The sequence below is a fragment of the Streptomyces luteireticuli genome (assembly GCF_041519305.1).
In the GTDB taxonomy this organism is placed as follows: Bacteria; Actinomycetota; Actinomycetes; order Streptomycetales; family Streptomycetaceae; genus Streptomyces; species Streptomyces luteireticuli.
This window is the reverse complement of sequence record NZ_CP167927.1, coordinates 3,295,562-3,316,491: the sequence shown is the minus strand read 5'-3', so window position 1 is coordinate 3,316,491 and position 20,930 is coordinate 3,295,562. Positions and strand designations below refer to the sequence as shown.

General features: G+C 73.1%; 13 protein-coding genes. 6 read left to right on the top strand and 7 right to left on the bottom strand.

Features of this window, described 5'->3' with window-relative positions:
• Nucleotides 1–145: 145 nt before the first annotated feature.
• Complete coding sequence (locus AB8735_RS14530) at nt 146–1,105, bottom strand: N-acetylglucosamine kinase (protein WP_372407711.1); 960 nt, start codon at nt 1,103–1,105, stop codon at nt 146–148.
• The gene (locus AB8735_RS14525) at nt 1,096–2,352 is read right to left on the bottom strand and encodes a 6-phospho-beta-glucosidase (RefSeq protein WP_372407710.1); all 1,257 of its coding nucleotides are present in this window, start codon (nt 2,350–2,352) and stop codon (nt 1,096–1,098) included. The genes AB8735_RS14530 and AB8735_RS14525 overlap by 10 nt, the downstream gene beginning before the upstream one ends.
• Before the next feature lie 62 nt (nt 2,353–2,414).
• Here AB8735_RS14525 and AB8735_RS14520 point away from each other — a divergent pair, with 62 nt between their 5' ends.
• The gene (locus AB8735_RS14520; RefSeq protein WP_344031347.1) at nt 2,415–2,915 is read left to right on the top strand and encodes an FBP domain-containing protein; all 501 of its coding nucleotides are present in this window, start codon (nt 2,415–2,417) and stop codon (nt 2,913–2,915) included.
• 188 nt (nt 2,916–3,103) lie between these two features.
• Here AB8735_RS14520 and AB8735_RS14515 read toward each other — a convergent pair whose 3' ends face one another.
• Nucleotides 3,104–4,168 (bottom strand): mechanosensitive ion channel family protein, encoded by a 1,065-nt coding sequence (locus AB8735_RS14515; protein ID WP_344031349.1) that lies wholly within the window; start codon nt 4,166–4,168, stop codon nt 3,104–3,106.
• 259 nt (nt 4,169–4,427) lie between these two features.
• On the opposite strand from AB8735_RS14515, the gene AB8735_RS14510 reads away from it, so the two are divergent.
• Complete coding sequence (locus AB8735_RS14510) at nt 4,428–4,964, top strand: HNH endonuclease (RefSeq protein WP_344031351.1); 537 nt, start codon at nt 4,428–4,430, stop codon at nt 4,962–4,964.
• Nucleotides 4,965–5,123: 159 nt separating this feature from the next.
• A complete protein-coding gene (locus tag AB8735_RS14505; protein WP_157868689.1) occupies nt 5,124–5,330 on the top strand; it encodes a hypothetical protein in 207 nt (68 codons plus the stop codon).
• On the opposite strand, the gene AB8735_RS14500 is transcribed toward AB8735_RS14505, so the two are convergent.
• On the bottom strand, nt 5,327–8,317 hold the full coding sequence (locus tag AB8735_RS14500; RefSeq protein WP_372411847.1) for a beta-N-acetylglucosaminidase domain-containing protein: 2,991 nt from the start codon (nt 8,315–8,317) through the stop codon (nt 5,327–5,329). The two genes, AB8735_RS14505 and AB8735_RS14500, sit on opposite strands and share 4 nt — an antisense overlap.
• Before the next feature lie 356 nt (nt 8,318–8,673).
• Between AB8735_RS14500 and malQ the strand changes: the two genes are divergently transcribed.
• The gene (gene malQ / locus AB8735_RS14495) at nt 8,674–10,770 is read left to right on the top strand and encodes a 4-alpha-glucanotransferase (RefSeq protein WP_372407707.1); all 2,097 of its coding nucleotides are present in this window, start codon (nt 8,674–8,676) and stop codon (nt 10,768–10,770) included.
• Nucleotides 10,771–10,781: 11 nt separating this feature from the next.
• Nucleotides 10,782–11,036: a hypothetical protein gene (locus AB8735_RS14490; protein ID WP_372411846.1), complete on the top strand. Its 255-nt coding sequence runs from the start codon at nt 10,782–10,784 to the stop codon at nt 11,034–11,036.
• Between the two features lie 198 nt (nt 11,037–11,234).
• Here AB8735_RS14490 and pepN read toward each other — a convergent pair whose 3' ends face one another.
• The 3 genes from pepN to AB8735_RS14475 all read right to left on the bottom strand — a co-directional run bounded on the left by pepN (nt 11,235) and on the right by AB8735_RS14475 (nt 18,451).
• Nucleotides 11,235–13,805, bottom strand: a complete 2,571-nt coding sequence (pepN, locus tag AB8735_RS14485; RefSeq protein WP_372407705.1) for an aminopeptidase N — start codon at nt 13,803–13,805, stop codon at nt 11,235–11,237.
• A gap of 135 nt (nt 13,806–13,940) precedes the next feature.
• Nucleotides 13,941–14,969 carry an aspartate-semialdehyde dehydrogenase gene (locus AB8735_RS14480; protein WP_344024885.1) on the bottom strand — a complete coding sequence of 343 codons (1,029 nt, stop codon included), beginning with the start codon at nt 14,967–14,969 and terminating at the stop codon, nt 13,941–13,943.
• Nucleotides 14,970–15,145: 176 nt separating this feature from the next.
• The gene (locus AB8735_RS14475; protein ID WP_372407704.1) at nt 15,146–18,451 is read right to left on the bottom strand and encodes a S8 family serine peptidase; all 3,306 of its coding nucleotides are present in this window, start codon (nt 18,449–18,451) and stop codon (nt 15,146–15,148) included.
• Between the two features lie 532 nt (nt 18,452–18,983).
• Here AB8735_RS14475 and AB8735_RS14470 point away from each other — a divergent pair.
• Nucleotides 18,984–20,723 carry a TIGR03767 family metallophosphoesterase gene (locus AB8735_RS14470; RefSeq protein ID WP_372407703.1) on the top strand — a complete coding sequence of 580 codons (1,740 nt, stop codon included), beginning with the start codon at nt 18,984–18,986 and terminating at the stop codon, nt 20,721–20,723.
• Nucleotides 20,724–20,930 lie beyond the last annotated feature (207 nt).

Below are 20,930 nucleotides of genomic sequence, written 5' to 3'. Positions count from 1 at the left end.
GAGGGGGGAGTTTGCCCCTGGCCCGCCCTTTCACCGTTTCCCCGGGGGAGACCCCCGGTCCCCCATTCGCCCTTCGGGCGAAGTCCTCAAGCTCCCCGGAGGGGGCAACCCCCAGACGGGCTGAATAGCCCGTCCGGCGTCAAACTCAGAACCATCCCCTCAGCCGCGCATACGCCCCCGCCCCCACCCCCATCCCGTCCAGCGCCAGCAACGCCGCCCCCAGCACCGGCCGTTCCGTGACCACCACCGGCTCCGCCCGCGGTGCCTGCCGTGCCAGGCCGGAGAGCACCGCGTCGTGCAGCAGGGGATGGCGGGCCGCCAGCACGCCGCCGCCCAGGACCACCCGCACGGTCCGGCCGGTCAACTCCAGCCGTTCCAGCGCCACTCGGGCCATCGTCACCACCTCCTCCGCCTGGCGGGCGACCAGGGAGCGGGCGACGGGGTCGCCGGTGGCGGCCACGGCGAAGAGGACGGGGGTCAGTTCGTGGCGGCGGGACGGGGGGACGGTGCCCAGGTGGAGGGCCTCGATCAGGGCCGGCATGGAGGGGAGGGCGAAGTGGGCGGGGAGGGCCGACGCCAGAGCGGTCGGCTCGCCGCGGCCGTCGTCCGCGCGGGCCGCCCACCACAGGGCCTCCCGCCCGAGGCCGGTCCCGCCGCCCCAGTCGCCGGACAACTGCCCGAGGGAGGGCAGGCGGTAGACGCGGCCCCCGGGCGCCAGGCCCGCGCAGTTGGTGCCGGCGCCGCAGACGACCGCCACCCCGCAGGGCTCCGCCCCGTCCGGCAGCCCGGCCCGCAGCAGGGCGAACGTGTCGTTGGCGACGGTGACCGTCCGCCCCCATCCCGAGAGCTCCGCGGCCAGCCGTTCCTCCTCGGCCGGCAGGTCAGCGTTGGCCAGGCAGGCCCGGACGTGTTCGACGGGCAGCCCGTCCGGGTTCGCCGCCGCGGCCAGGCGGGCCAGCCCGGCCACCGCCTCCCGCACGCCCGTCGTCTGCGGCCGGAAACCGCCGCCGCGCGCCGAGCCGAGCACGGCACCGGCCGCGTCCACCAGCACCACGTCCGTCTTGCTGTTGCCCGCGTCGATCGCCAGCGCGTGCCTCAGGCCCACGGCAGGTGCTCCCGGTTGTGGGCGATCAGCGCGTCCGTCAGCCGGTCGGCGGGCTCGGTCTGGCCGATGAGGGGGTGGGCCAGCAGGGCCTCGAAGACACGGTCGCGGCCGCCCTCCAACGCGGCCCGCAGCGCCAGGTGTTCATAGGCCGTGACGGCCGCGACCAGTCCCGCGAAGAGCGGTTCCAGCGGGCGTACGGGCAGCGGACGGGCGCCCTCCGTGTCCACCGCGGCCGGCACCTCGATCACCGCGTCGTCCGGCAGGAACGGCAGCGTGCCGTGGTTGAGGGCGTTGACGACCTGGACGTCGCCCGCGGTGCCGCCCAGCAGCGACGCCGTCAGCGCGACGGCCGCCTCCGAGTAGTACGCGCCGCCCCGCTTCGCCAGCAGGGCGGGCTTCCCGTCCAGCGCCGGGTCGGCGTACATCTCCAGCAACTCGTGCTCCATTGCGGCCACTTCGGCGGCGCGGGACGGCTTCTCCCGCAACTCCCGCACCACCTCGTCGTGCTGGTAGAAGTAGCGCAGGTAGTAGGAGGGGACGACGCCCAGCCGGTCCAGCAGTGCGCGGGGCATGCGCAGATCGGCGGCGACGGCCTCGCCGTGCCCGGCCAGCAGCTCCGGCAGGACGTCCGCGCCGCCGACGCGCACCTCCCGTTCCCAGGTGAGGTGGTTGAGGCCCACGTGTCCCAGGGAGACCTCCTCCGGCGCGACCCCGAGCAGCGCGGCGAACTTCCGCTGGAAGCCGATGGCCACGTTGCACAGGCCCACGGCCCGGTGGCCCGCCGTCAGCAGGGCGCGGGTGACGATCCCGACCGGGTTGGTGAAGTCCACGATCCAGGCGCGCGGGCTGCGCCGCCGGATCCGCTCCGCGATGTCCAGCACGACCGGGACCGTGCGCAGCGCCTTCGCCAGGCCGCCCGCGCCGGTGGTCTCCTGGCCGACGCAGCCGCACTCCAGCGGCCAGGTCTCGTCCTGCGCGCGGGCCGCCTGGCCGCCCACGCGCAGTTGCAGCAGCACCGCGTCCGCGCCGTCCGCGCCCGCGTCGAGGTCGCCGGTCCAGGAGATCCGGCCGGGGTGGCCCTGCCGGGCGAAGATCCGCCGGGCCAGCGGGCCGATCCGGTCGAGCCGGTCCCCGTCCGGGTCGACCAGGACCAGCTCGTCCAGCGGGAGCGTCCCGCGCAGACGGGCGAAGCCGTCGATGAGCTCGGGCGTGTAGGTGGAGCCGCCGCCGACCACTGCGAGTTTCACGGGACCAGCCCTCCCAAAATTCGCATGACGTCACTTCAGGAACACTGTTAGCTTCTCGCCCCATGGAACCACTGAATGAGGACGAGATACGAGCCTCTTTCATCAACTGCTCGAAGGGCGAGGCGCGCAGGATCAGCCTGCCCCGGGGCCTCTCCGAACTCCCCTGGGCCGACCTCGACTTCCTGGGCTGGCGCGATCCGGGCGCACCGGACCGCGGCTATCTCGTGGCGGTACGGGACGGCAGGGCGCTCGGCGTCACACTGCGGGTCCCGCAGGGCGGGCCGCGCAGCCAGACCAAGACCACGATCTGCTCGCTGTGCCTGACCGGGCACCCGGGCTCGGGGGTCTCGCTGCTCGCGGCCCGGCGCACGGGCCCGGCCGGGCGCGAGGGGAACACGGTGGGCGCCTATATGTGCGCGGACCTGGCGTGTTCGCTGTACGTGCGGGGGAAGAAGGTGCCGGAGTTCTCCGGGCCCCGCTACAAGGAGTCGCTCTCCGAGGAGGAGCGGGTCGCCAGGATGCTGGCGAACGTGGAGGAGTTCCTGGGCCGGGTCGGCGCCTGAGCGCTCCGCTGGAAATGCCGCGACGGGTGGTTGATCGGTTGCAGCGTCGATCGGCTGCGGCACCGTCGTGGCCGGTCGCGCCCACGCGGCGGAGCCGCACGTCGCAACAGCCCCGCGCCCCTTCGGGGCGCGGCCGAGCCGCAGTGGACTTCGTCCGACCTGCCTGGCCCGGGAACTCCTCCGGCGCCTCACTTGCCCAGCGTCGCCCCCGGCGGTATCGGCGCGGTGGCCAGGGACTGCGGCGACGTGGGGTTGCCCAGCGCCGACGGGGGCGCCACGGCCGACGCCGGGTCGGCCGCGGCCGGCTCCTCGTCGGCGGCGGCCGGCGGGGGACCCATGCGGATGCCCGCCGCGTCCAGGGCCCGCTTGATCCGCCAGCGCAGCTCGCGGGCGACGGCGCCCGCCTCGCCGGGGGCCGACTTGGCCTGGACGCGGACGACGACGGAGTCCAGCGAGACCGAGTCCAGGCCCATGACCTCGACGGGCTCCCACAGCTTCTCGTCCCACGGGGCGCTCTTGGACATCTCCTCACCCACACGCACCATCACCTCGCGGGCGCGGTCCAGGTCCTCGTCGTAGCGGAGGGTGACATCCACCTCGGCCATGGCCCAGCCCTGGCTGAGGTTCCCGATCCGCTTCACCTCGCCGTTGCGCACGTACCAGATCGCGCCGTTGGCCCCGCGCAGCTTGGTCACGCGCAGACCGACCTCGACGACCGTGCCCTGGGCCACGCCCGCGTCGATCTCGTCACCCACGCCGTACTGGTCCTCCAGGATCATGAAGACGCCGGAGAGGAAGTCCGTGACGAGGTTCCGGGCGCCGAAACCGATCGCCACGCCCGCCACACCGGCGCTCGCCAGCAGCGGCGCCAGGTCGATCTTGAGGGTGGACAGCACGCTCAGCGCCGCCGTTCCCATGATCAGGAACGAGGTGACGCTGCGCAGCACGGAGCCGATGGCCTCGGAGCGCTGACGGCGGCGCTCGGCGTTGACCAGGAGGCCGCCGAGGCCGCCCTCCATGGCCTGTGCGGTGCGGTTCATCCGGGCGATGAGCTTGGTGATCGCCCGGCGGATCAGGGACCGCAGGACGACGGCGATGACGACGATGAGGATGATCCGCAGCCCGTTGCTGAGCCAGGTGGACCAGTTCTCCTCTATCCAGCCGGCGGCGTGGTCGGCCGTCTGCTGGGCCTCGTCGAGCGACCCGGGACGGGGAGTCGAGTCTGCGGCGGCTAGGGCAGCGGACCAGAACACAGCAGGGAACCCTTCGTGATGGGATGTGCCCGGACCGGGCGGCGGAGCGGGCAGACCCATCACACTAGCGGGGCACAACGGGTGATCCGTTGTTGTGTTCGAGATGGGGCAGGTCCTGCACGGGGTTGACCGAGGTGTGGTCCAAAACACCTGTGACCCGTTACCCGCGGATGGTGGCGCACCGGCCACGGGCCAGGGGACACTTGCAGGAGATCGTCCCGGCGCGAGCCACGCGCCGCCGGCGTACAAGGAGGCACCCGTGCCGCACGTCCTGGTCCTCAACGCGTCGTACGAGCCGCTCGGCGTCGTACCGCTCCGCCGCGCGCTCATACTCGTCCTCAATGAGAAGGCCGTCAGCCTCGAGGACACGGGCGCCTACCTGCACAGCGCCAGCTGCACCATCCCCGCGCCCAGCGTCGTCCGTCTGAAGCGCTTCGTGCGGGTCCCCTTTCGGGGCCCCGTCCCCCTCACCCGCCGCGCCCTCTTCGCCCGTGACGGCGGGCGCTGCGCCTACTGCGGTGGCGTCGCAACCAGCGTCGACCACGTCGTGCCGCGCAGCCGGGGTGGCCGGCACGCCTGGGACAACGTGGTGGCCGCGTGCCGCCGCTGCAACCACGTCAAGGCCGACCGGCACGTCGCGGAGCTGGGCTGGCGGCTGCGCCACCAGCCGGCCCCGCCGAGCGGGCTGGCGTGGCGCATCATCGGCACGGGCCATAGGGACCCGCGCTGGCTGCCTTACCTGGAGGCATACGGCGCGGAGGACGCGATGGCCCGGATCGACGGCATTTCCGCCTGAGAGGACGGGCCTTCGTCGTACGGACGTCCGAATGGACACGGTCGTACGGCGAAGGCCCGGCATGCCCGCGTACACGGATACGGCCCCGCGTACACAGATAGGGGGAGCCTGCCGCACTTGCCGGTGCCATCGGTCCGGCTGGGGCGCATCATCGCGGGCATGAGCCAGAAGACGGGTCAGGAGAGGTTCCCCCGCACCATGTGCGAGGGCGTGCGGTGCACCCGCTGCATGGACCGCACCATGGTGCGCGAGATCCAGATGGGGCACGACGGAACGATCTCGCGCTACGACGACTGGGTCTGCAACTGCGGCTACCGCAGGCCGAGCCGGGAGGCGGTGAAGCGGGGCAGCCCTCGCGCGGGCTAGCGCTTGTCCGCGCCTTCCCGCCCTGCGCCCTCCTGTACCGCGTACGCCTCCACCTCGTACAGGGAGTAGCCGAACTCCGTGGCCCGCTTCTCGCCCTGTATCCGGACGAACCGGGTGCCCGGGGCGTCGAAGCGCAGCGTCTCCGTGCCGCCCTTGCCGTCGTCCACCGACGCCGCGTCGCGCCAGGTGCGGCCGTCGGGGGAGACCTGGATGCGGTACCGGGCGGCGTAGGCGTCCTGCCAGTGCAGGACGAGACGGCCGAGGCGGGCGGGGCGGGGGAGTTCCAGTTGCCACCAGGCGTCGTCGGTGGGCTGGGAGGACCAGCGCGTCGTGTCGTCGCCGTCGATCGCCGCGAAGGCCGGGAAATCGGACGCCTCGTCGCCGGAGGAGCGGGCACGGCCGCCCCGGGCGAGGTCCGGGCCGCCGGAGGAGGGGTAGGAACGGACGGTCAGCGTGCGCTCCTGGTCGCCCAGGCGGACGGTGGCGGTGAACGAACGGGGGGCGTCCGCGGGGACGGAGAGCTCGACGCGGGCCGTCGTCACCCCGCCGCGGACGGCGGTGAGCCGCTCCGGAGCCTTGACCGTGACGCCCTTGGGGGCGGTGACGGTGAGCTTCTCGTCGACCGTCCGCGGCTGCTGGTTGATCATCCGGGCCTCGACCACCGCCGGGGCGCCGCCCGCCTCCGCGGTCGCCTCGCCATGGGTCAGCTCGAAGCCCGCCGAGGAGGTGTCGGCGAACCAGGGGGCGACCTCGTGGACGGCCGCCGGCCGGACCGTGCCCGTCCAGACCAGGCGCAGGGCGTCCGCCCGGACGCCCTTGCCGGGCAGCTGCGTCCAGCCGCTGTCCGAGAGCGCGCCGAGCCGCTGCCAGCCCCGGTCCGCGGTGTGGGCCCAGACGGTGCCGCGCGCGCCGGGCGCGGCCGAGGTCAGGACGGTGACCGCGGTCATCGGGTGCGGCTCGCGCAGCCGTACGGTCAGCGGGCCGTCCCCGGGGGCCGGGACGGACGTCGCCGGGTCGCCGTCGGTGGCCGCGCCCGCCGTGCGCAGCGGGCGGTCCACGCCCAGCCAGCCGTTGGCCCGGGCCAGGGCCTGCTGGAGGAACGGGGTGAGGACCCCGGCGCCGACGGTGACCTTCTCGGCGGCGATCCGGTCCCGCAGCCGCAGCACGTCCAGCTCCGCGCGCCAGGCCTCCGCGCCGTCGCCGCTCGCCTGGGCGGTGAGCATGTCGAGGGCGCGGGCGCCGGCGTCGCCGTGCCGGGCGAGCTGCTCCAGCCAGGGGCGGACCTCGGCCCCGAAGGCGTTCTCCAGGCGGCCGGGGGCGTCGGCCATGGTGCGGAAGGCGCTCCGCAGCCCGTCCGCCGCCTTCTTCAGCCGGGCGGCGTCGGTGCCGGACAGCGCCGCCCAGAACTCGTCCATGAGCGGCCGCAGATACGCCGACTCCTCGCCGCCGAGCACGGACGACGCGTCGTTGCCGGCCAGCGCCCACAGCGCCCGGCGGGCGCGCGGGTCGTCGCCCGCGAGGTCGTCCACGGCGGCCCTCCAGGACTCCTCGGGGCGGTAACCCCGGGGATTCCAGGCGTAGTCGGCGGTGGTGAACAGCGGGACGCGGGACGCGGTGGGCTGCGCCGAGGCGTTGGCCAGCAGGGCGGCGGAGCCGACGGCGACGGCCGGCTCCCGCCCGGTGTACGGGCCGAGGAAGATCCGGTCCTGTGCGAAGTCGTTGACCGGGTAGTTGTCCATGGTGACCAGCGGATGCCCCAACGCGGCCCGCGCGTCGGCCAGTTCGGCCCCCGTGATGGTCCGCGGCACCACGCCGACGCCGGTCCACGCCACCTCCACGCGCGGGTCCAGCCGCTTCGCCAGCGCCCGCCGGAAGGCCGTCCGGCCGTCCTGGTAGTACTCGGTGGGCAGCAGCGACAGCGGGGCTGCCTCCCGTCCCTTGGCGGCCAGGTGCTTCGCGAGTGCCCCGGCCACCTTCGCCTGCGCCGCGGCCGCCGCCTCCGGGCCCGAGCCGAACGCGTCCGCGTCCGCCCCGCAGTGCCACTCGCTGTAGCTCACGTCCTGGAACTGGAGCTGGAAGGCGCGCACGCCCAGCGCCCACATCGCGTCCACCTTGCGCTCCAGCGCGCGCACGTCGGAGGCGGACGAGAAGCACATCGCCTGCCCGGGCGCGACCGCCCAGCCCAGCGTCACATGGTTGCGGCGGGCCCGGGCGGCCAGCGTGCGGAACTCCTCGCGCCGGTCGGCCGGGTACGGGTCGCGCCACCGGGCCCCGCGGTACGGGTCGTCGCCGGGCGCGTACAGGAAGCGGTTGAGCTTGGTGCGGCCCATGAAGTCCAGCTGGGACAGCCGCTGCGGCATCGACCACGGCGTGCCGTAGAAGCCCTCGGTGATCCCGCGCACGGCCGTGACCGGCCAGTCGCGGATCAGCGCCCCCGCGAAGGCGCGCCCGCCGTCCTTGGCCACGGCCAGCTGCCGCAGCGTCTGCGCCGCGTGGAAGAGCCCGTCCTCGCCGACGCCGGACAGCGCCACCGTGGGGCGGCCCGCCAGCTGCCCGGCCGCCAGCCGGTAGCCGCCCGGGGGCAGGTCGCCGGCGGCGGCCGCGCCGAAGGCGCGCAGCGCCTCCTCGGCGCCCCGGCCGCCCGCGTACACGATCAGTCCGCGCGGCGGCGGGGTGCCGCCCGGCGAGGCGTCCACGACGGTGCGCGCGCCCAGTCCGTACAGGATCTCGCCCAGCGCCGACAGCGCGTACGGGTCGGTGCCCGGCTCGGCCATCAACGTGACCTCGGCGCCGACGGGGGCGTACGTGCCCTGGGCGCGGGCCTGCTGCGGGCGCGGCCACACGGGCGGCAGGCCGCCGTCGGCCGTCGGGTCGGCGGCCTCCGGGCCGCCGGCCGCGGCCGCCGCCGGACCGCCGGGCGCCGCGGCCGCCCCGGGCGCGTTGCCGAGCAGCCCGCCGAGCAGCGCGGCGGCCAGCACGGTGGTCACCCCGGCCCGGCGGGGGCGGACGGCGAACGGGCCGGTGAACCGCCCGGTGCCGACGGCCCGGCCCGCGGGCCGACGGCCCGGAACGCCGTACGAGGGGTCGTCTGAGGGGTCGTCGCCCTGGAACCGCACCGCCTTCTCCTCGCCCCTCTTGCCTCTTGCCCGTACGTGAGCGACGAGCCCATCACCAGGGGCGGAGCGTGTCAACGCAGGTGACCGAACTGCCGGTATTGCCCGGCGTACCGGGCGGACGACGGGGGCGGGCCGGACCGAAGACCCGTCAGGGGGCCGGTTCCGTCAGTAAGGTGACGGTGGGTGTCATCGCCCGTTCCCTCGCGTTCCCGCCGCTGGAGGCAGGCATGGACCGAGCGCACCTCGCCGCCCTGCACGGCGTCGCCACCTCCTACGAGCCCGCGCCCGGGCAGAGCGTCCCCGTGCCCGAGGACACCGTGGTCGCCGTCCTCGCCGCGCTCGGCGTCGACGCCTCCACCCCGCGGGCCGTCCGCGACGCCCTCGACGCCCACGCCCGCGCCGAGGGCAACCGCCTGCTGCCGCCCGCGGTGGTGCTGCGCGAGGGCGGCCCCCTGGACGTGCCGGGCCTGCCGGAGGGCACCGTGCTGCACGTCGAGACCGCGGACGGCCCGGCTCCGGACGGCGAACCGCCCGTCGGCACGCACCTGTTGCGCGCCCGGGCCCCCGACGGGCGGAGCGCCGCCGCGCCGCTCGTCGTCGCCCCGCGGCTGCTGCCCCAGCCGCCCGCCCGCTGCCACGGCTTCCTCGTCCAGCTCTACTCCCTGCTGTCCGCCCGCTCCTGGGGCATGGGCGACCTCGGCGACCTGGCCGAGCTCGCCGCCTGGTCGGGGCGGTCCTTCGGCGCCGACTTCGTCCAGGTCAACCCGCTGCACGCGGCCGTCCCCGGCGCCCCCGGGCGGCCCGCCGACCCCTCCCCGTACCGGCCGTCCTCGCGCCGCTTCCCCGACCCCGTCCACCTGCGCGTCGAGGAGGTCACCGAGTTCGGCTACCTCGTGGGGGAGGACCGCGAGGAGGTCCAGCGGCTGCTCGACCGCGCGGCGGGGCTGCGCGAGGCCGTGCTGCGCGGCGGCGAGCCCATCGACCACGACGCCGTCCGGGCGCTGAAGCTGCGCGCCCTGGAGCTGGTGCGGCGCGTCCCGCTCGGCCCCGGCCGCCGCGCCGCCTACTGCGACTTCCTCGCCGGGCAGGGCCAGGCCCTCGACGACCACGCCACCTGGTGCGCCCTCGCCGAGGTGCACGGCCCCGACTGGCACCGCTGGCCCGGCGGCCTGAAGGACCCCCGCTCCGCCCGCACCGCCCGGGCCCGCGGCGAGCTGCTGGACCGCGTCGACTTCCACTGCTGGCTCGCCTGGCTCACCGACCGGCAGCTCGCCGCCGCCCAGCGCGCCGCCCGGGACGCGGGGATGCGCGTCGGCCTCGTCCACGACCTGGCCGTCGGCGTCCACCCCGACGGCTCCGACGCGTGGGCGCAGCAGGACGCGCTCGCCGCCGGGATGTCCGTGGGCGCGCCCCCCGACGCGTTCACTTCCCGGGGGCAGGACTGGGGCCTCCCCCCTTGGCGCCCGGACGCCTTGCGGGCCACCGGTTACGCGCCCTACCGCGAGCTGCTGCGCGGTCTGCTGCGGCACGCGGGGGCGCTGCGGATCGACCATGTGATGGGGCTGTTCCGGCTGTGGTGGGTGCCCGAGGGCCGCGAGCCCGGGCAGGGGACGTACGTCCACTACGACGCCGAGGCCATGCTCGGTGTCCTCGCCGTCGAGGCGCACCGGGCGGGCGCCGTCGTCATAGGCGAGGACCTGGGCACGGTCGGGCCGGGGGTGCGGGAGGCGCTGGCCGAGCGGGGGGTGCTGGGCACGTCAGTGCTCTGGTTCGAACGGGACTGGGCGGGCGGCGGGCGCCGGGCGCAGCCGCTGGCGCCCGAGCGCTGGCGGGAGGCGTGCGTGGCCACGGCGACCACGCACGACCTGCCGAGCACCGCCGCCCGGCTCACCGGCGACCACGTCGCCCTGCGCCACCGGCTGGGTCTGCTGGCCCGGCCGCTCGCCGTGGAGCAGCGCGAGGACGCCAAGGCAGTCGCCGAGTGGCTGGCCCTCTTCGGGCGGCTGGGGCTGCTGCCGGAGGGGCCGGGCGACGAGGAGGCGGCCGTCCGGGCCGTCCACCGCTTCCTGCTGCGCACCCCGGCCCGGATGATCGGGATCTGGCTCCCGGACGCGGTGGGCGACCGCCGCCCGCAGAATCTGCCCGGCACGTGCGACGAGTACCCGAACTGGCGGCTGCCCGTCGCGGACGCCGCCGGGCGGCCGCTCTCCCTGGAGGAACTGGCCGCCTCGCCCCGGCTGCACGCCCTGATGGACGCGGTCCTCGGCCGGGGGGAGACCCCGGGCGCGCGACGCCCGCGGAGGTCCGATACTTTGAGCCCGTGAGCAATAAGAAGATGAACGCCATGCGTGCCGGGGCCGTGTCCGGCGGCACGCTGCTGATGCTGCTGATGTCGTCCCCCGCGTTCGCGCTCACCCGCGACGACGGTGACGACCCGGGCCCGGGCCTGAGCGTGCTCAACACGCTGGGGCTGTACGTGGCGGCGCCGATCGTGCTGTTCGCGGTCATCGCCGGTCTGACGATGGTGCTGTCGCGGAAGTCGGACAACCCGCACACGCACGACACGCATTACGCGAAGGCTGCTCGCTAGTCTCGGCTGCCGCGCGGTGGGGGCGGGTGCGGGGGTTGTTTGCCCCTGGCCCGCCCTTTCACCGTTTCTCACTGCGCTCCGCGCGGGGCAACGCGGCTGCGCCGCGTTCGTCCTCAAACGCCGGACGGGCTGAATTTCAGCCCGTCCGGCGTTTGAGGACAGCGCCCGGAGGCGCTGCCCTCCACCGTCCGGCCGCCGTCAGGCGGCAGCCGCGTCCGCCGCCTGCGCGCGCAGCGCCCGCTCCACACCGGCCCGCGACTCCAGGACCAAGCGCCGCAGCGCCGCGTTCGGCTCCGCCGAGGACAGCCACGCGTCCGTCGCGTCCAGGGTTTCCCGGGCGACCAGCAGGCTCGGGTAGAGCCCGATCGCGACCTGCTGCGCGACCTCGTGGCTGCGGGTCTCCCAGACGCCCTTGACCGCCGCGAAGTACTTCTCCGCGTACGGCGCCAGCAGCTCCCGCTGGTCGGTCTGGAGGAAGCCGCCGATGACGGCCTCCTGCATCGCGTTGGTGAGCTTGTCCGCCTCGACGACGGACGCCCATGCCTCCGCCTTGGCCTCGGCCGTCGGGCGCGCGGCCCGCGCCGACGCGGCGTGCTGCTCGCCGGTGGACGTGCGGTCGCGCTCCAGCTCCTTGGCGATCGCCTCCTCGCCGGCGCGGCCCGTCGCGGCCAGCCGCTCCAGGAACGTCCAGCGCAGGTCGGTGTCGACGGCCAGGCCGGTGACCAGCTCGGTGCCGTGCAGCAGGCCCTCCAGCAGGGTGAGCTGCTCCTCGGTGCGGGCGGTGGCGGCGTACGCCCGGGCCCAGGCGAGCTGGTGGTCGCTGCCCGGCTCGGCGGCCCGCAGGTGGGCGAGCGTGGCCTCGGTCCACTTGGCCAGGCCGGTCTCGCGCCAGTCGGGCGCCGCGTAGAGGTCGAGGGCGAGCTTGACCTGGCGCTGGAGCGACTGGACGACGCCGATGTCCGACTCCTTGCCGATGCCGGAGAGCACCAGCTCCAGGTAGTCGCGGGTGGCCAGTTCGCCGTCGCGCGTCATGTCCCAGGCGGAGGCCCAGCACAGGGCGCGCGGCAGGGACTCGGTGAAGTCGCCGAGGTGCGCGGTGACGACGCGCAGGGACTCCTCGTCGAGCCGGACCTTGGCGTACGACAGGTCGTCGTCGTTGAGCAGGAAGACGGCCGGGCGGCGCTTGCCGACGAGCTCCGGGACGGCGGTGAGCTCGCCGTCGACGTCCAGCTCGATCCGCTCGGTGCGGACCAGCTTGCCGTCCTTCAGCTCGTAGGCGCCGATGGCGATGCGGTGCGGCCGCAGCGTCGGCTCACCCTTGGCGCCCTCGGGCAGCGGGGTGGCCTCCTGGCGGACGGCGAAGGAGGTGACGGTCCCGTCGGCGTCGGTGGTGATCTCCGGGCGCAGCACATTGATGCCGGCCGTCTCCAGCCACGCCTTCGACCAGGCCTTCAGGTCGCGGCCGCTCATCAGCTCCAGCGCGCTGAGCAGGTCGGAGAGCCGGGTGTTGGCATAGGCGAAGGACTTGAAGTACGCCTGCACGCCCTGGAAGAACTTGTCCTCGCCGACGTACGCCACGAGCTGCTTGAGCACCGAGGCGCCCTTGGCGTAGGTGATGCCGTCGAAGTTGACGAGGACGTCGTCCAGGTCGCGGATCTCCGCCATGATCGGGTGGGTCGAGGGCAGTTGGTCCTGCCGGTAGGCCCAGGTCTTCATGGAGTTGGCGAAGGTGGTCCAGGAGTGCGGCCACTTCGAGCCGGGGGCCGCGGCCTGGCAGGCGATGGAGGTGTAGGTGGCGAACGACTCGTTCAGCCACAGGTCGTTCCACCACTTCATCGTCACCAGGTCGCCGAACCACATGTGGGCCAGCTCGTGGAGGATGGTCTCGGCGCGTACCTCGTACGCCGCGTCCGTCACCTTGGAGCGGAAGACGTACTGGTCGCGGATGGTGACCGCGCCCGCGTTCTCCATGGCGCCGGCGTTGAACTCCGGCACGAAGAGCTGGTCGTACTTGGCGAACGGGTAGGCGTAGTCGAACTTCTCCTGGAACCAGTCGAAGCCCTGCCGGGTGACCTCGAAGATCGCGTCCGCGTCGAGGTACTCGGCGAGCGAGGGACGGCAGTAGATGCCCAGCGGCACCGTGCGGCCGTCCTTCTCGTACGTGCTGTGCACGCCGTGGTACGGGCCGGCGATCAGCGCGGTGATGTACGTGGAGATGCGCGGGGTCGGCTCGAAGCGCCAGACGTTGTCGGAAGGGGCCTCGGGGGTGGGCGAATTGGAGATGACCGTCCAGCCCGCCGGGGCCTTCACGGTGAACCGGAACGTCGCCTTCAGGTCCGGCTGCTCGAACGAGGCGAAGACGCGGCGTGCGTCCGGCACCTCGAACTGGGTGTAGAGATAGGCCTGTTCGTCCACCGGGTCCACGAACCGGTGCAGTCCCTCACCGGTGTTGGTGTACGCGCAGTCCGCGACCACGCGGAGCTCGTTGACGCCGCCGCGCAGGCCCGGCAGGGCGATCCGGCTGTCGGCGAAGGCGACGGCCGGGTCGAGGGACTCCCCGTTGAGCACGACCTCGTGGACCGCCGGGGCCACCAGGTCGATGAACGTCTCCGCGCCCGCCTCGGCGGAGTCGAACCGCACGACGGTCTCGGAGCGGAACGTCCCGCCCTCCTGGGCACCGGAGAGGTCGAGGTCGATCTCGTACGAGTCCACGGTGAGCAGCAGGGCCCGCCGCTCGGCCTCTTCGCGGGTCAGATTCGTGCCTGGCACCTGGGCATCTCCTTCGCATCACGCGTATCAAACGTTCCCGGCCATCCTTCCACGCCGCGGGTGCCGGACGCCTGCGTGTATGCGAAGGGGCCGGGGCGCATGTGCGGCGGGCCCGGCCCCTGGAATCCGCGTGCGTCAGCCGCGCAGCTCCGCCGCGACCAGCTCCGCGATCTGGACCGCGTTGAGGGCCGCGCCCTTGCGCAGGTTGTCGCCGGAGACGAAGAGCGCGAGGCCGTTCTCGACGGTCTCGTCCGCGCGGACGCGGCCGACGTAGGAGACGTCGCCGCCCGCGGCCTGGAGCGGGGTGGGGATCTCCGAGAGCTCGACGCCGGGGGCGTCCTTCAGCAGCTCCTGGGCGCGCCCGACGCTCAGCGGGCGCTCGAAGCGGGCGTTGAGCTGGAGGGAGTGGCCGGTGAAGACCGGGACGCGGACGCAGGTGCCGGAGACCTTGAGGCCGTCGATCTCCAGGATCTTGCGGGACTCGTGGCGGAGCTTCTGCTCCTCGTCCGTCTCGAAGCTGCCGTCGTCCACGATCGAGCCGGCCATCGGCAGCACGTTGAAGGCGATCGGGCGCTTGTAGACGCCGGGCTCGGGGAACGCGACGGCCCCGCCGTCGTGGGTGAGCTCCGTGGCCTTGGGCGCGACCTCGCGCACCTGCCCGTCGAGCTCGGCCACGCCGGCCAGGCCGGAGCCGGAGACGGCCTGGTAGGTGGTGGCGACCAGGGCGGTGAGCCCGGCCTCCCGGTGGAGCGGCTTGAGGACGGGCATGGCCGCCATCGTGGTGCAGTTCGGGTTGGCGATGATGCCCTTGGGGCGGTTCGCCACCGCGTGCGGGTTGACCTCGGAGACGACCAGCGGGACCTCGGGGTCGCGCCGCCAGGCGGAGGAGTTGTCGATCACGACGGCGCCCTGTGCGGCGACCTTCTCCGCGAGCGCCCTGGAGGTGGCGCCGCCGGCGGAGAAGAGCACGATGTCCAGACCGGAATAGTCCGCCGTGGCGGCGTCCTCGACGGTGATCTCCGTGCCCTGCCAGGGAAGCGTGGACCCGGCGGAGCGCGCCGAGGCGAACAGGCGCAGCTCCGTGACCGGGAACGCGCGCTCGGCCAGGATCTTGCGCATGACCGTGCCGACCTGACCGGTGGCTCCGACGATTCCGACTCTCACAGGGGGACTCCCTACTCATGTACAGCACATGTGTCACCGCCGGGGACGAGGTGTCCTGGTGGCGCGGTTCCCATCATGTGGGGTGAGTGGGGGCAAAAGTCCAATTGATTGTCCGGGGGGTGGGATGGGGCGGGCGCACTGTGGGTGCGCCCGCCCCGTTGTCGTTCACCGGAAGGTCAGGAGACGACCTTCTCGATCTTCACGGAGCCCGTCCCGGCCACCGTGCCGCGCCCGTTCACCAGCTGCACCTCACCGGCGAACGTCCGGCCCTCGGGGGCCGCACCCGCGACCACCACATCGGCCTTGACCTGCGCGGACTCGCCCGCGCCGAGCTTGACCGTCTGGCCCGCGGCCACCTTGACCTCGCCCAGCGAGGGCGCGTAGTAGACGTCGCGGTAGTCGTAGGCGGTCTTCCCGGACGGGACCGAGTAGCCGACGACCTCGACGGTGTACTCGCCCGCGGCGGGGTTCGCCAGCACGACCTGCTCGTCCGAGCCGCCGCTGGTGGAGGAGCCGACCGGCTTGCCGTCCTTGTAGACGACCAGGTCCAGGTCGGCCTTGGGGTCGGCCGTGCCGCCGATCGCGGCCTCGAAGCGGGTGACGCCCGCACCGAGGGTGACCTTGGAGGTCTGCTTCTGGCCCTGGACGATCTCCGGCCGGGCGAGCTTGGACGAGCCGAGGCGGCCGCCCTGGAGCTTCCCCTCGAAGGGGGCGTAGCCGTTGGTGGCCTTCCAGGTGACGGGGGCCGGGGCGCCGGCCTTCGCCTCGGCGACGGTGGCGACCGCCGGCTCGAAGGAGGCGCCCAGCACCGTGGCGGTCACCGCGTACGGGTTGTCCAGCAGCGGCGACGTACGGCGCGACTCGACCTCGATCTCCCACACGCCGGGCAGCGGGTTCGCGTACGAGCGCACGTCCGGGCGGCAGGTGTTCTTGGGGTTGGCGTAGTTCGGGTAGCAGTTGACCGTGGAGGTGGGGTCAACGGGCACACCGTAGGAGTTGATGGCGATGAAGCGGGTCTGGCTGTCCTTGGCCAGCCCGTCGATCGCGACCTCCAGCGACTTGGCGCCCTGGGGCACGGTCACGAAGTACGAGGTCGTGGCGTTGCGCTGGACCGTGCCGGACTTCTTCACCGTGTACGACGGCTTCGCCAGCGGGTCGGCGACCACGACGGTGGTCATGATCTGCTTGTCGATGCCCTCGGTGCGGTCGTCGTCCACGGTGAGGATCGCGCTGTGGATCCCGGCGGACTTGGCCTTCGCGACGACCTTGACGGTGACGGGCTTGTTCAGCGGCAGCTTCACCTCGTCGGAGCCGGCCAGCTTGAACGTTCCGTCGTTGTTGCGCCACTTGAGCTCGTGCCACAGGGCCTTGTCTGGGCCGGAGGTACGGGTGACGGTGACGTCGTAGGTCCGCGACTCGCCGGCCTTGAGGCCGCCCTCGCGGTCGTAGATGCCGGTGCCGAAGCCGGGGGTCTTCAGCGAGCCCGAAAGGGCCGTGGAGACCGGGGCCTTGACCGTGTAGTCATGGGCGGTCGCGCCGTGCCGCAGCGCGTCCCACGCGTCGTTGATGTCGATCAGGCCGGAGCCCTGCTCGTACGCCTGGAAGCCCTTGATCTTCTTCGCGGTGCTGGTGAGCGCCGTGCGCAGATCGGCCGGGGTGAGCTTCATGTGCTTCTGCTTGGCGGCCGAGATCAGCAGCGCCGAGGCGCCCGCGGCCTGCGGGGAGGCCATCGAGGTGCCCTGGAGCATGCCGTAGCCGGGCGGCAGGTCGTAGCCGGACTCGGCGACGGGGGCACCCGGCTCCCAGGTCGGCGTGGTGTTGATGGACGCGCCCGGGGCGGTGATGACCGGGGCGAAGCCGCCGTCCTCGCGCGGGCCGCGGGAGGAGAAGGGCATCATCGCGTACTTGGTCCTCACCTCGGACCCGTAGTTGGCGGCCCAGGTCTCCTTGGAGACGGACGCGCCGACGCTGAGGACCTTGTCGGCCAGGCCGGGGTCGCCGATGGTGTTGGCGCCCGGGCCGCTGTTGCCGGCCGAGATGACCAGCTGCACGCCATAGGTGTCGATGAGCCGGGTGTAGAGCTCGGAGCGGGCGTTGTTGCCGTCGTTGAGCGCCGGCAGGCCGCCGATCGACATGTTGACGATGTCGACGCCGTGGTTGACGACGAGGTCGATCATGCCCTCGGTGAGCGCGACGTTGGTGCAGCCGCCGCTCCAGGTGCAGGCCCGCGAGGAGACCAGCTTGGCGCCGGGCGCCGCGCCGTTCATCTTCCCGCCGAACAGCCCGTTGGCCGCCGTGATGCCCGCGACGTGCGTGCCGTGCTCGGACTCGATGACGCCGATGTTGACGAAGTCGGCCTTCTTGCCCTTCCAGTCGGGCCCGGCCGGGTCCATCGGCACGTCCTTGCGGACCTGCACCACGAAGGGGATGCGCTCGGCGATCGGGGTCTTCGGGTCGTCCTTGCCGAAGTACCCGACCTGGAAGCCGTCCTTGTACGGCTTCATCTCCTCGTCGTTGCCGAAGTCGCCGTCGTCGTCCAGGTCGACGCGGACCGTGCCCTTGGCCGGGTCGTAGAGGACCGCCCAGGAGTCGGTGGTGTCGCCGTCCCGGTTGAGGTCGCCCTTCATGTCGCCGCCGGCGGTGGCGCTCTCGCGGAAGAGGGCGACGCGGTAGTTCCCCGCGGGGGCCTTGTACGTACGGCCGTTGAAGGAGAAGGAGGGGCCCGAGACGTCCTTGGTCATCGGCAGCCAGGTGCCGTCGTCGTCCGTCAGCGGGTCCGTCGAGGTCACCCAGTCGACGATCTTCCGCTCGCCGGTGGAGGTCTTCTGCAGCGCCGGGTGGGCCAGGTCCACCCCGGAGTCCAGGATGCCGATGGTCACGCCGCGGCCGTCCGCCCCGGGGTGGTCCTCGACGAAGTCGACGGCACCGGTCTCGAAGGCCGGCTGGTACGGGTTCTTGGCCGGGGTCCGCTTGTCCGGCGCGGAGTAGGAGCGCTTCTTCGGCCCCTTGGCGCCCGCCACCGCGTCGGCGCGCGGGGTGGGGTCCGGGAGCTTGATCTCCTGCTTGAGGTCGATGCCGTGCACCGAGGACAGCCGCTGCGCCTCGGCGATCGCGGCGTCGGCCTTGTCCGTGGGGACGGTGGCGCGGACGTAGCCGAGCCTGTCGTACTCCTTGCCGACCGAGGCACCCTTGATGCCGTCGAGCTTGCCGGCGATCTGGCCGGTCTGCCCCGGGGCGGTGGCGATCATCATGGTGACGGTGCGGTCGCCCTTGGACTTGGCCTTGGCGAGCAGGTCCGCACCGTGCGAACCGAGCTTGTCCTTCTGGGGGTTGACGGGCTTCACCGGTCCGTCCGACGGGGGCTGCGGGCCGTCGGCGAAGGCGGGTGCGGCGCCCGTGGCGGCGAGGGCGACCGCCGCGGCGGCCGCGACGGCTATTCGGCCGGCACGTCTCGCGCCGCCGCGGGGGGAAGGGGTGGTCATGGAGGTCCCTGGCTCGTTGAAGTAACGGCTGCCGGTGGCAGGTCCGGATATCGGAACCGGATGACGCATCACTTTTATGGAAGTGACGGGCGTTTGGGGAGAGTTGCCAGGGCGGGAAAATAAAGATGGCGTAAACCCGCCAGCCCGTGCACCGGGAGGAAGCAGGACGGACGCCGTGAACCGGTCGTGGCCCGACCGCCCCCGATCCGGGCGCCTTTCCCGCAGCTCAGCCGGGTGGGACACGGGTAAGGCAAATGGACTACAGGGGGGCCGGCGGGGCCATAGGGTTCCCCGTGTCGTTCCCTGTGTCGCCTTCCCTGTCGGGTGAACGCTGAGTGAGCCTCAACGCTCTAGGGGACGAGTGATACATGTCGGTTCGCAGTAGCCAAGATCGATGTGAGGTGATCGGCGGCGACCGTTGCCGCCCTGTTCACGCCCAGGCCATTCGCGCTGCCAACGATCCTCGGTGACAGCAGCCGCAGACCGCCTGCACGCCTGTTCGCCTTCGCGTTCGCACTCGGGGAGACCGCCCATGCCCAGCAGATCCGAAAGATCCGCAGCTACGCACCTCGACCGCCGTGGGTTCCTGGCCGCCGCGGGCGCCGTCGGCACGACGACCGGAATCGGCCTGGCCCTGGGGCCCTCGGTCCCCGCCTTCGCGGGCACCACGACCGGCGGCACGGGCGACCCCGTCCCCTCCGGCGCCCCGCAGGCCGATGCCGCCGAGGCGGCCCCGAGCGGCGCGGGCACCACGCTCGAATCCGTCGCCACCCCGCGCGGCGGCAGCGGCTACCGGCGGCTCGGCGACGGCCCCGGCTGGCCCCGCGTCGTGCGGACCGACCTCGCCGAGGCCCGGGACGGCCGCGACCGCCGCCGTACCACGATCGCCTCGTTCGTGCAGTTCACCGACCTCCATCTGACCGACGTCCAGCACCCCTTGCGCTACGAGTTCTTCCGCGCCGGCGGCGAGGGGGCCTGGCGGCCGCACGAGGCGCTGACCCTGCCCGGCGTCGCCTCCCTCGTCGAGCGCGTCAACCGGCTCCGCCGCGGCCCGGCCACCGGCAGTCCGCTGAAGTTCGTCATCACCACCGGCGACAACGGCGACGAGAACGCGAAGATCGAGGCCGAGTGGTTCCTCACCGCCCTCAGCGGCGGCCGCATGGACCCCAACACCGGTGACCCGCGCCGCTACGAGGGCGTCCAGAACAGCGGCCTCAAGCTCTACTGGCACCCCGACAGCTCCCTGCGCGACCAGGACAAGGCCCTCGGTTACCCGCGCATCGACGGCTACCTCGCCGCCGCCATGCGCCGCGTCAACAGCCCCGGCCTGAACATCCCGTGGTACTCCACCTTCGGCAACCACGACCTGCTGTCGGGCGGCTGTTACCCGGCCGCCGGCTCGTTCGTCCACGACGTCGCCGTGGGCGGCAAGAAGCTCTACACCGTCTCCGCCGACGAGGCCAAGTGGCTCATGGACGGCGAGGGGCGCGGCGTCGACCCCAAGGGCAAGCGCATAGAGGAGCTGCTGCGCAAGCACAAGAAGGAGCTGCGCAGCATCACTCCGGACCCGCGGCGCGTCCCCCTGACGCAGCGTCAGTACGTGGCGATGCACCTGGAGCGCAGGTTCACCGGGCGCGGCCCCGTCGGGCACGGCTACACCAAGGACAACCTCGACTCGGGCCGCCTCTACTACAGCTTCCGCGTCTCGGACCGCGTCGTCGGCATCAGCCTCGACTCCACCGACCCCGGCGGCCACTACCAGGGCTCCCTGGGCACGGCCCAACTCGACTGGCTGGACCGGACGCTGAAGGCCCACAAGGACGACTACGCCCTCGTCTTCAGCCACCACCCGAGCTGGAGCATGGACAACTTCACCCCCGACCCGAACCGGCCGGACGAGAAGCGCCACGGCGGCGACGAGATCATCGCCCTGCTCCAGCGCCACCGCAACGTCCTGGCCTGGATCAACGGCCACAGCCACCGCAACCGGATCCGCCCGCGCGGCACGTTCTGGGAGATCGCCACGGCCTCCCATGTCGACTATCCGCAGCTGGCGCGCGTCATCGAGATCACCGACAACCGCGACGGCACGGTGTCCCTGTACACGACGCTCGTCGAGTCCGCGGCCCCGCACCGGACCGACTATCACGATCTGTCGCAGACCGGACTGGCCTCTCTGTACCGGGAGTTGGCCTTCAATGCGCCGGGGAAGGACGGGTCGTTGGTGGGGGACGCGAAGGACCGCAATACGGAGCTGCTGTTGCAGCGCTGAACCGCTGGTTCCGTCCTCAGGGGGCGCCGGGCGTAAAGCGGAGCCGGTCACGCCATGGCGGGTTCAGGACATTCGCCCTCGCCCCCTTGGATCCTCCGGAGAGCCCTGTACTAGCGTTCGAGCAAGGGAACGGGGTCCTGTCGGAATCCGGTTCCACAACCGGTGATTCCGGCCGCTCCGACCGCCCGGATCCCGTCGGTGGACCGA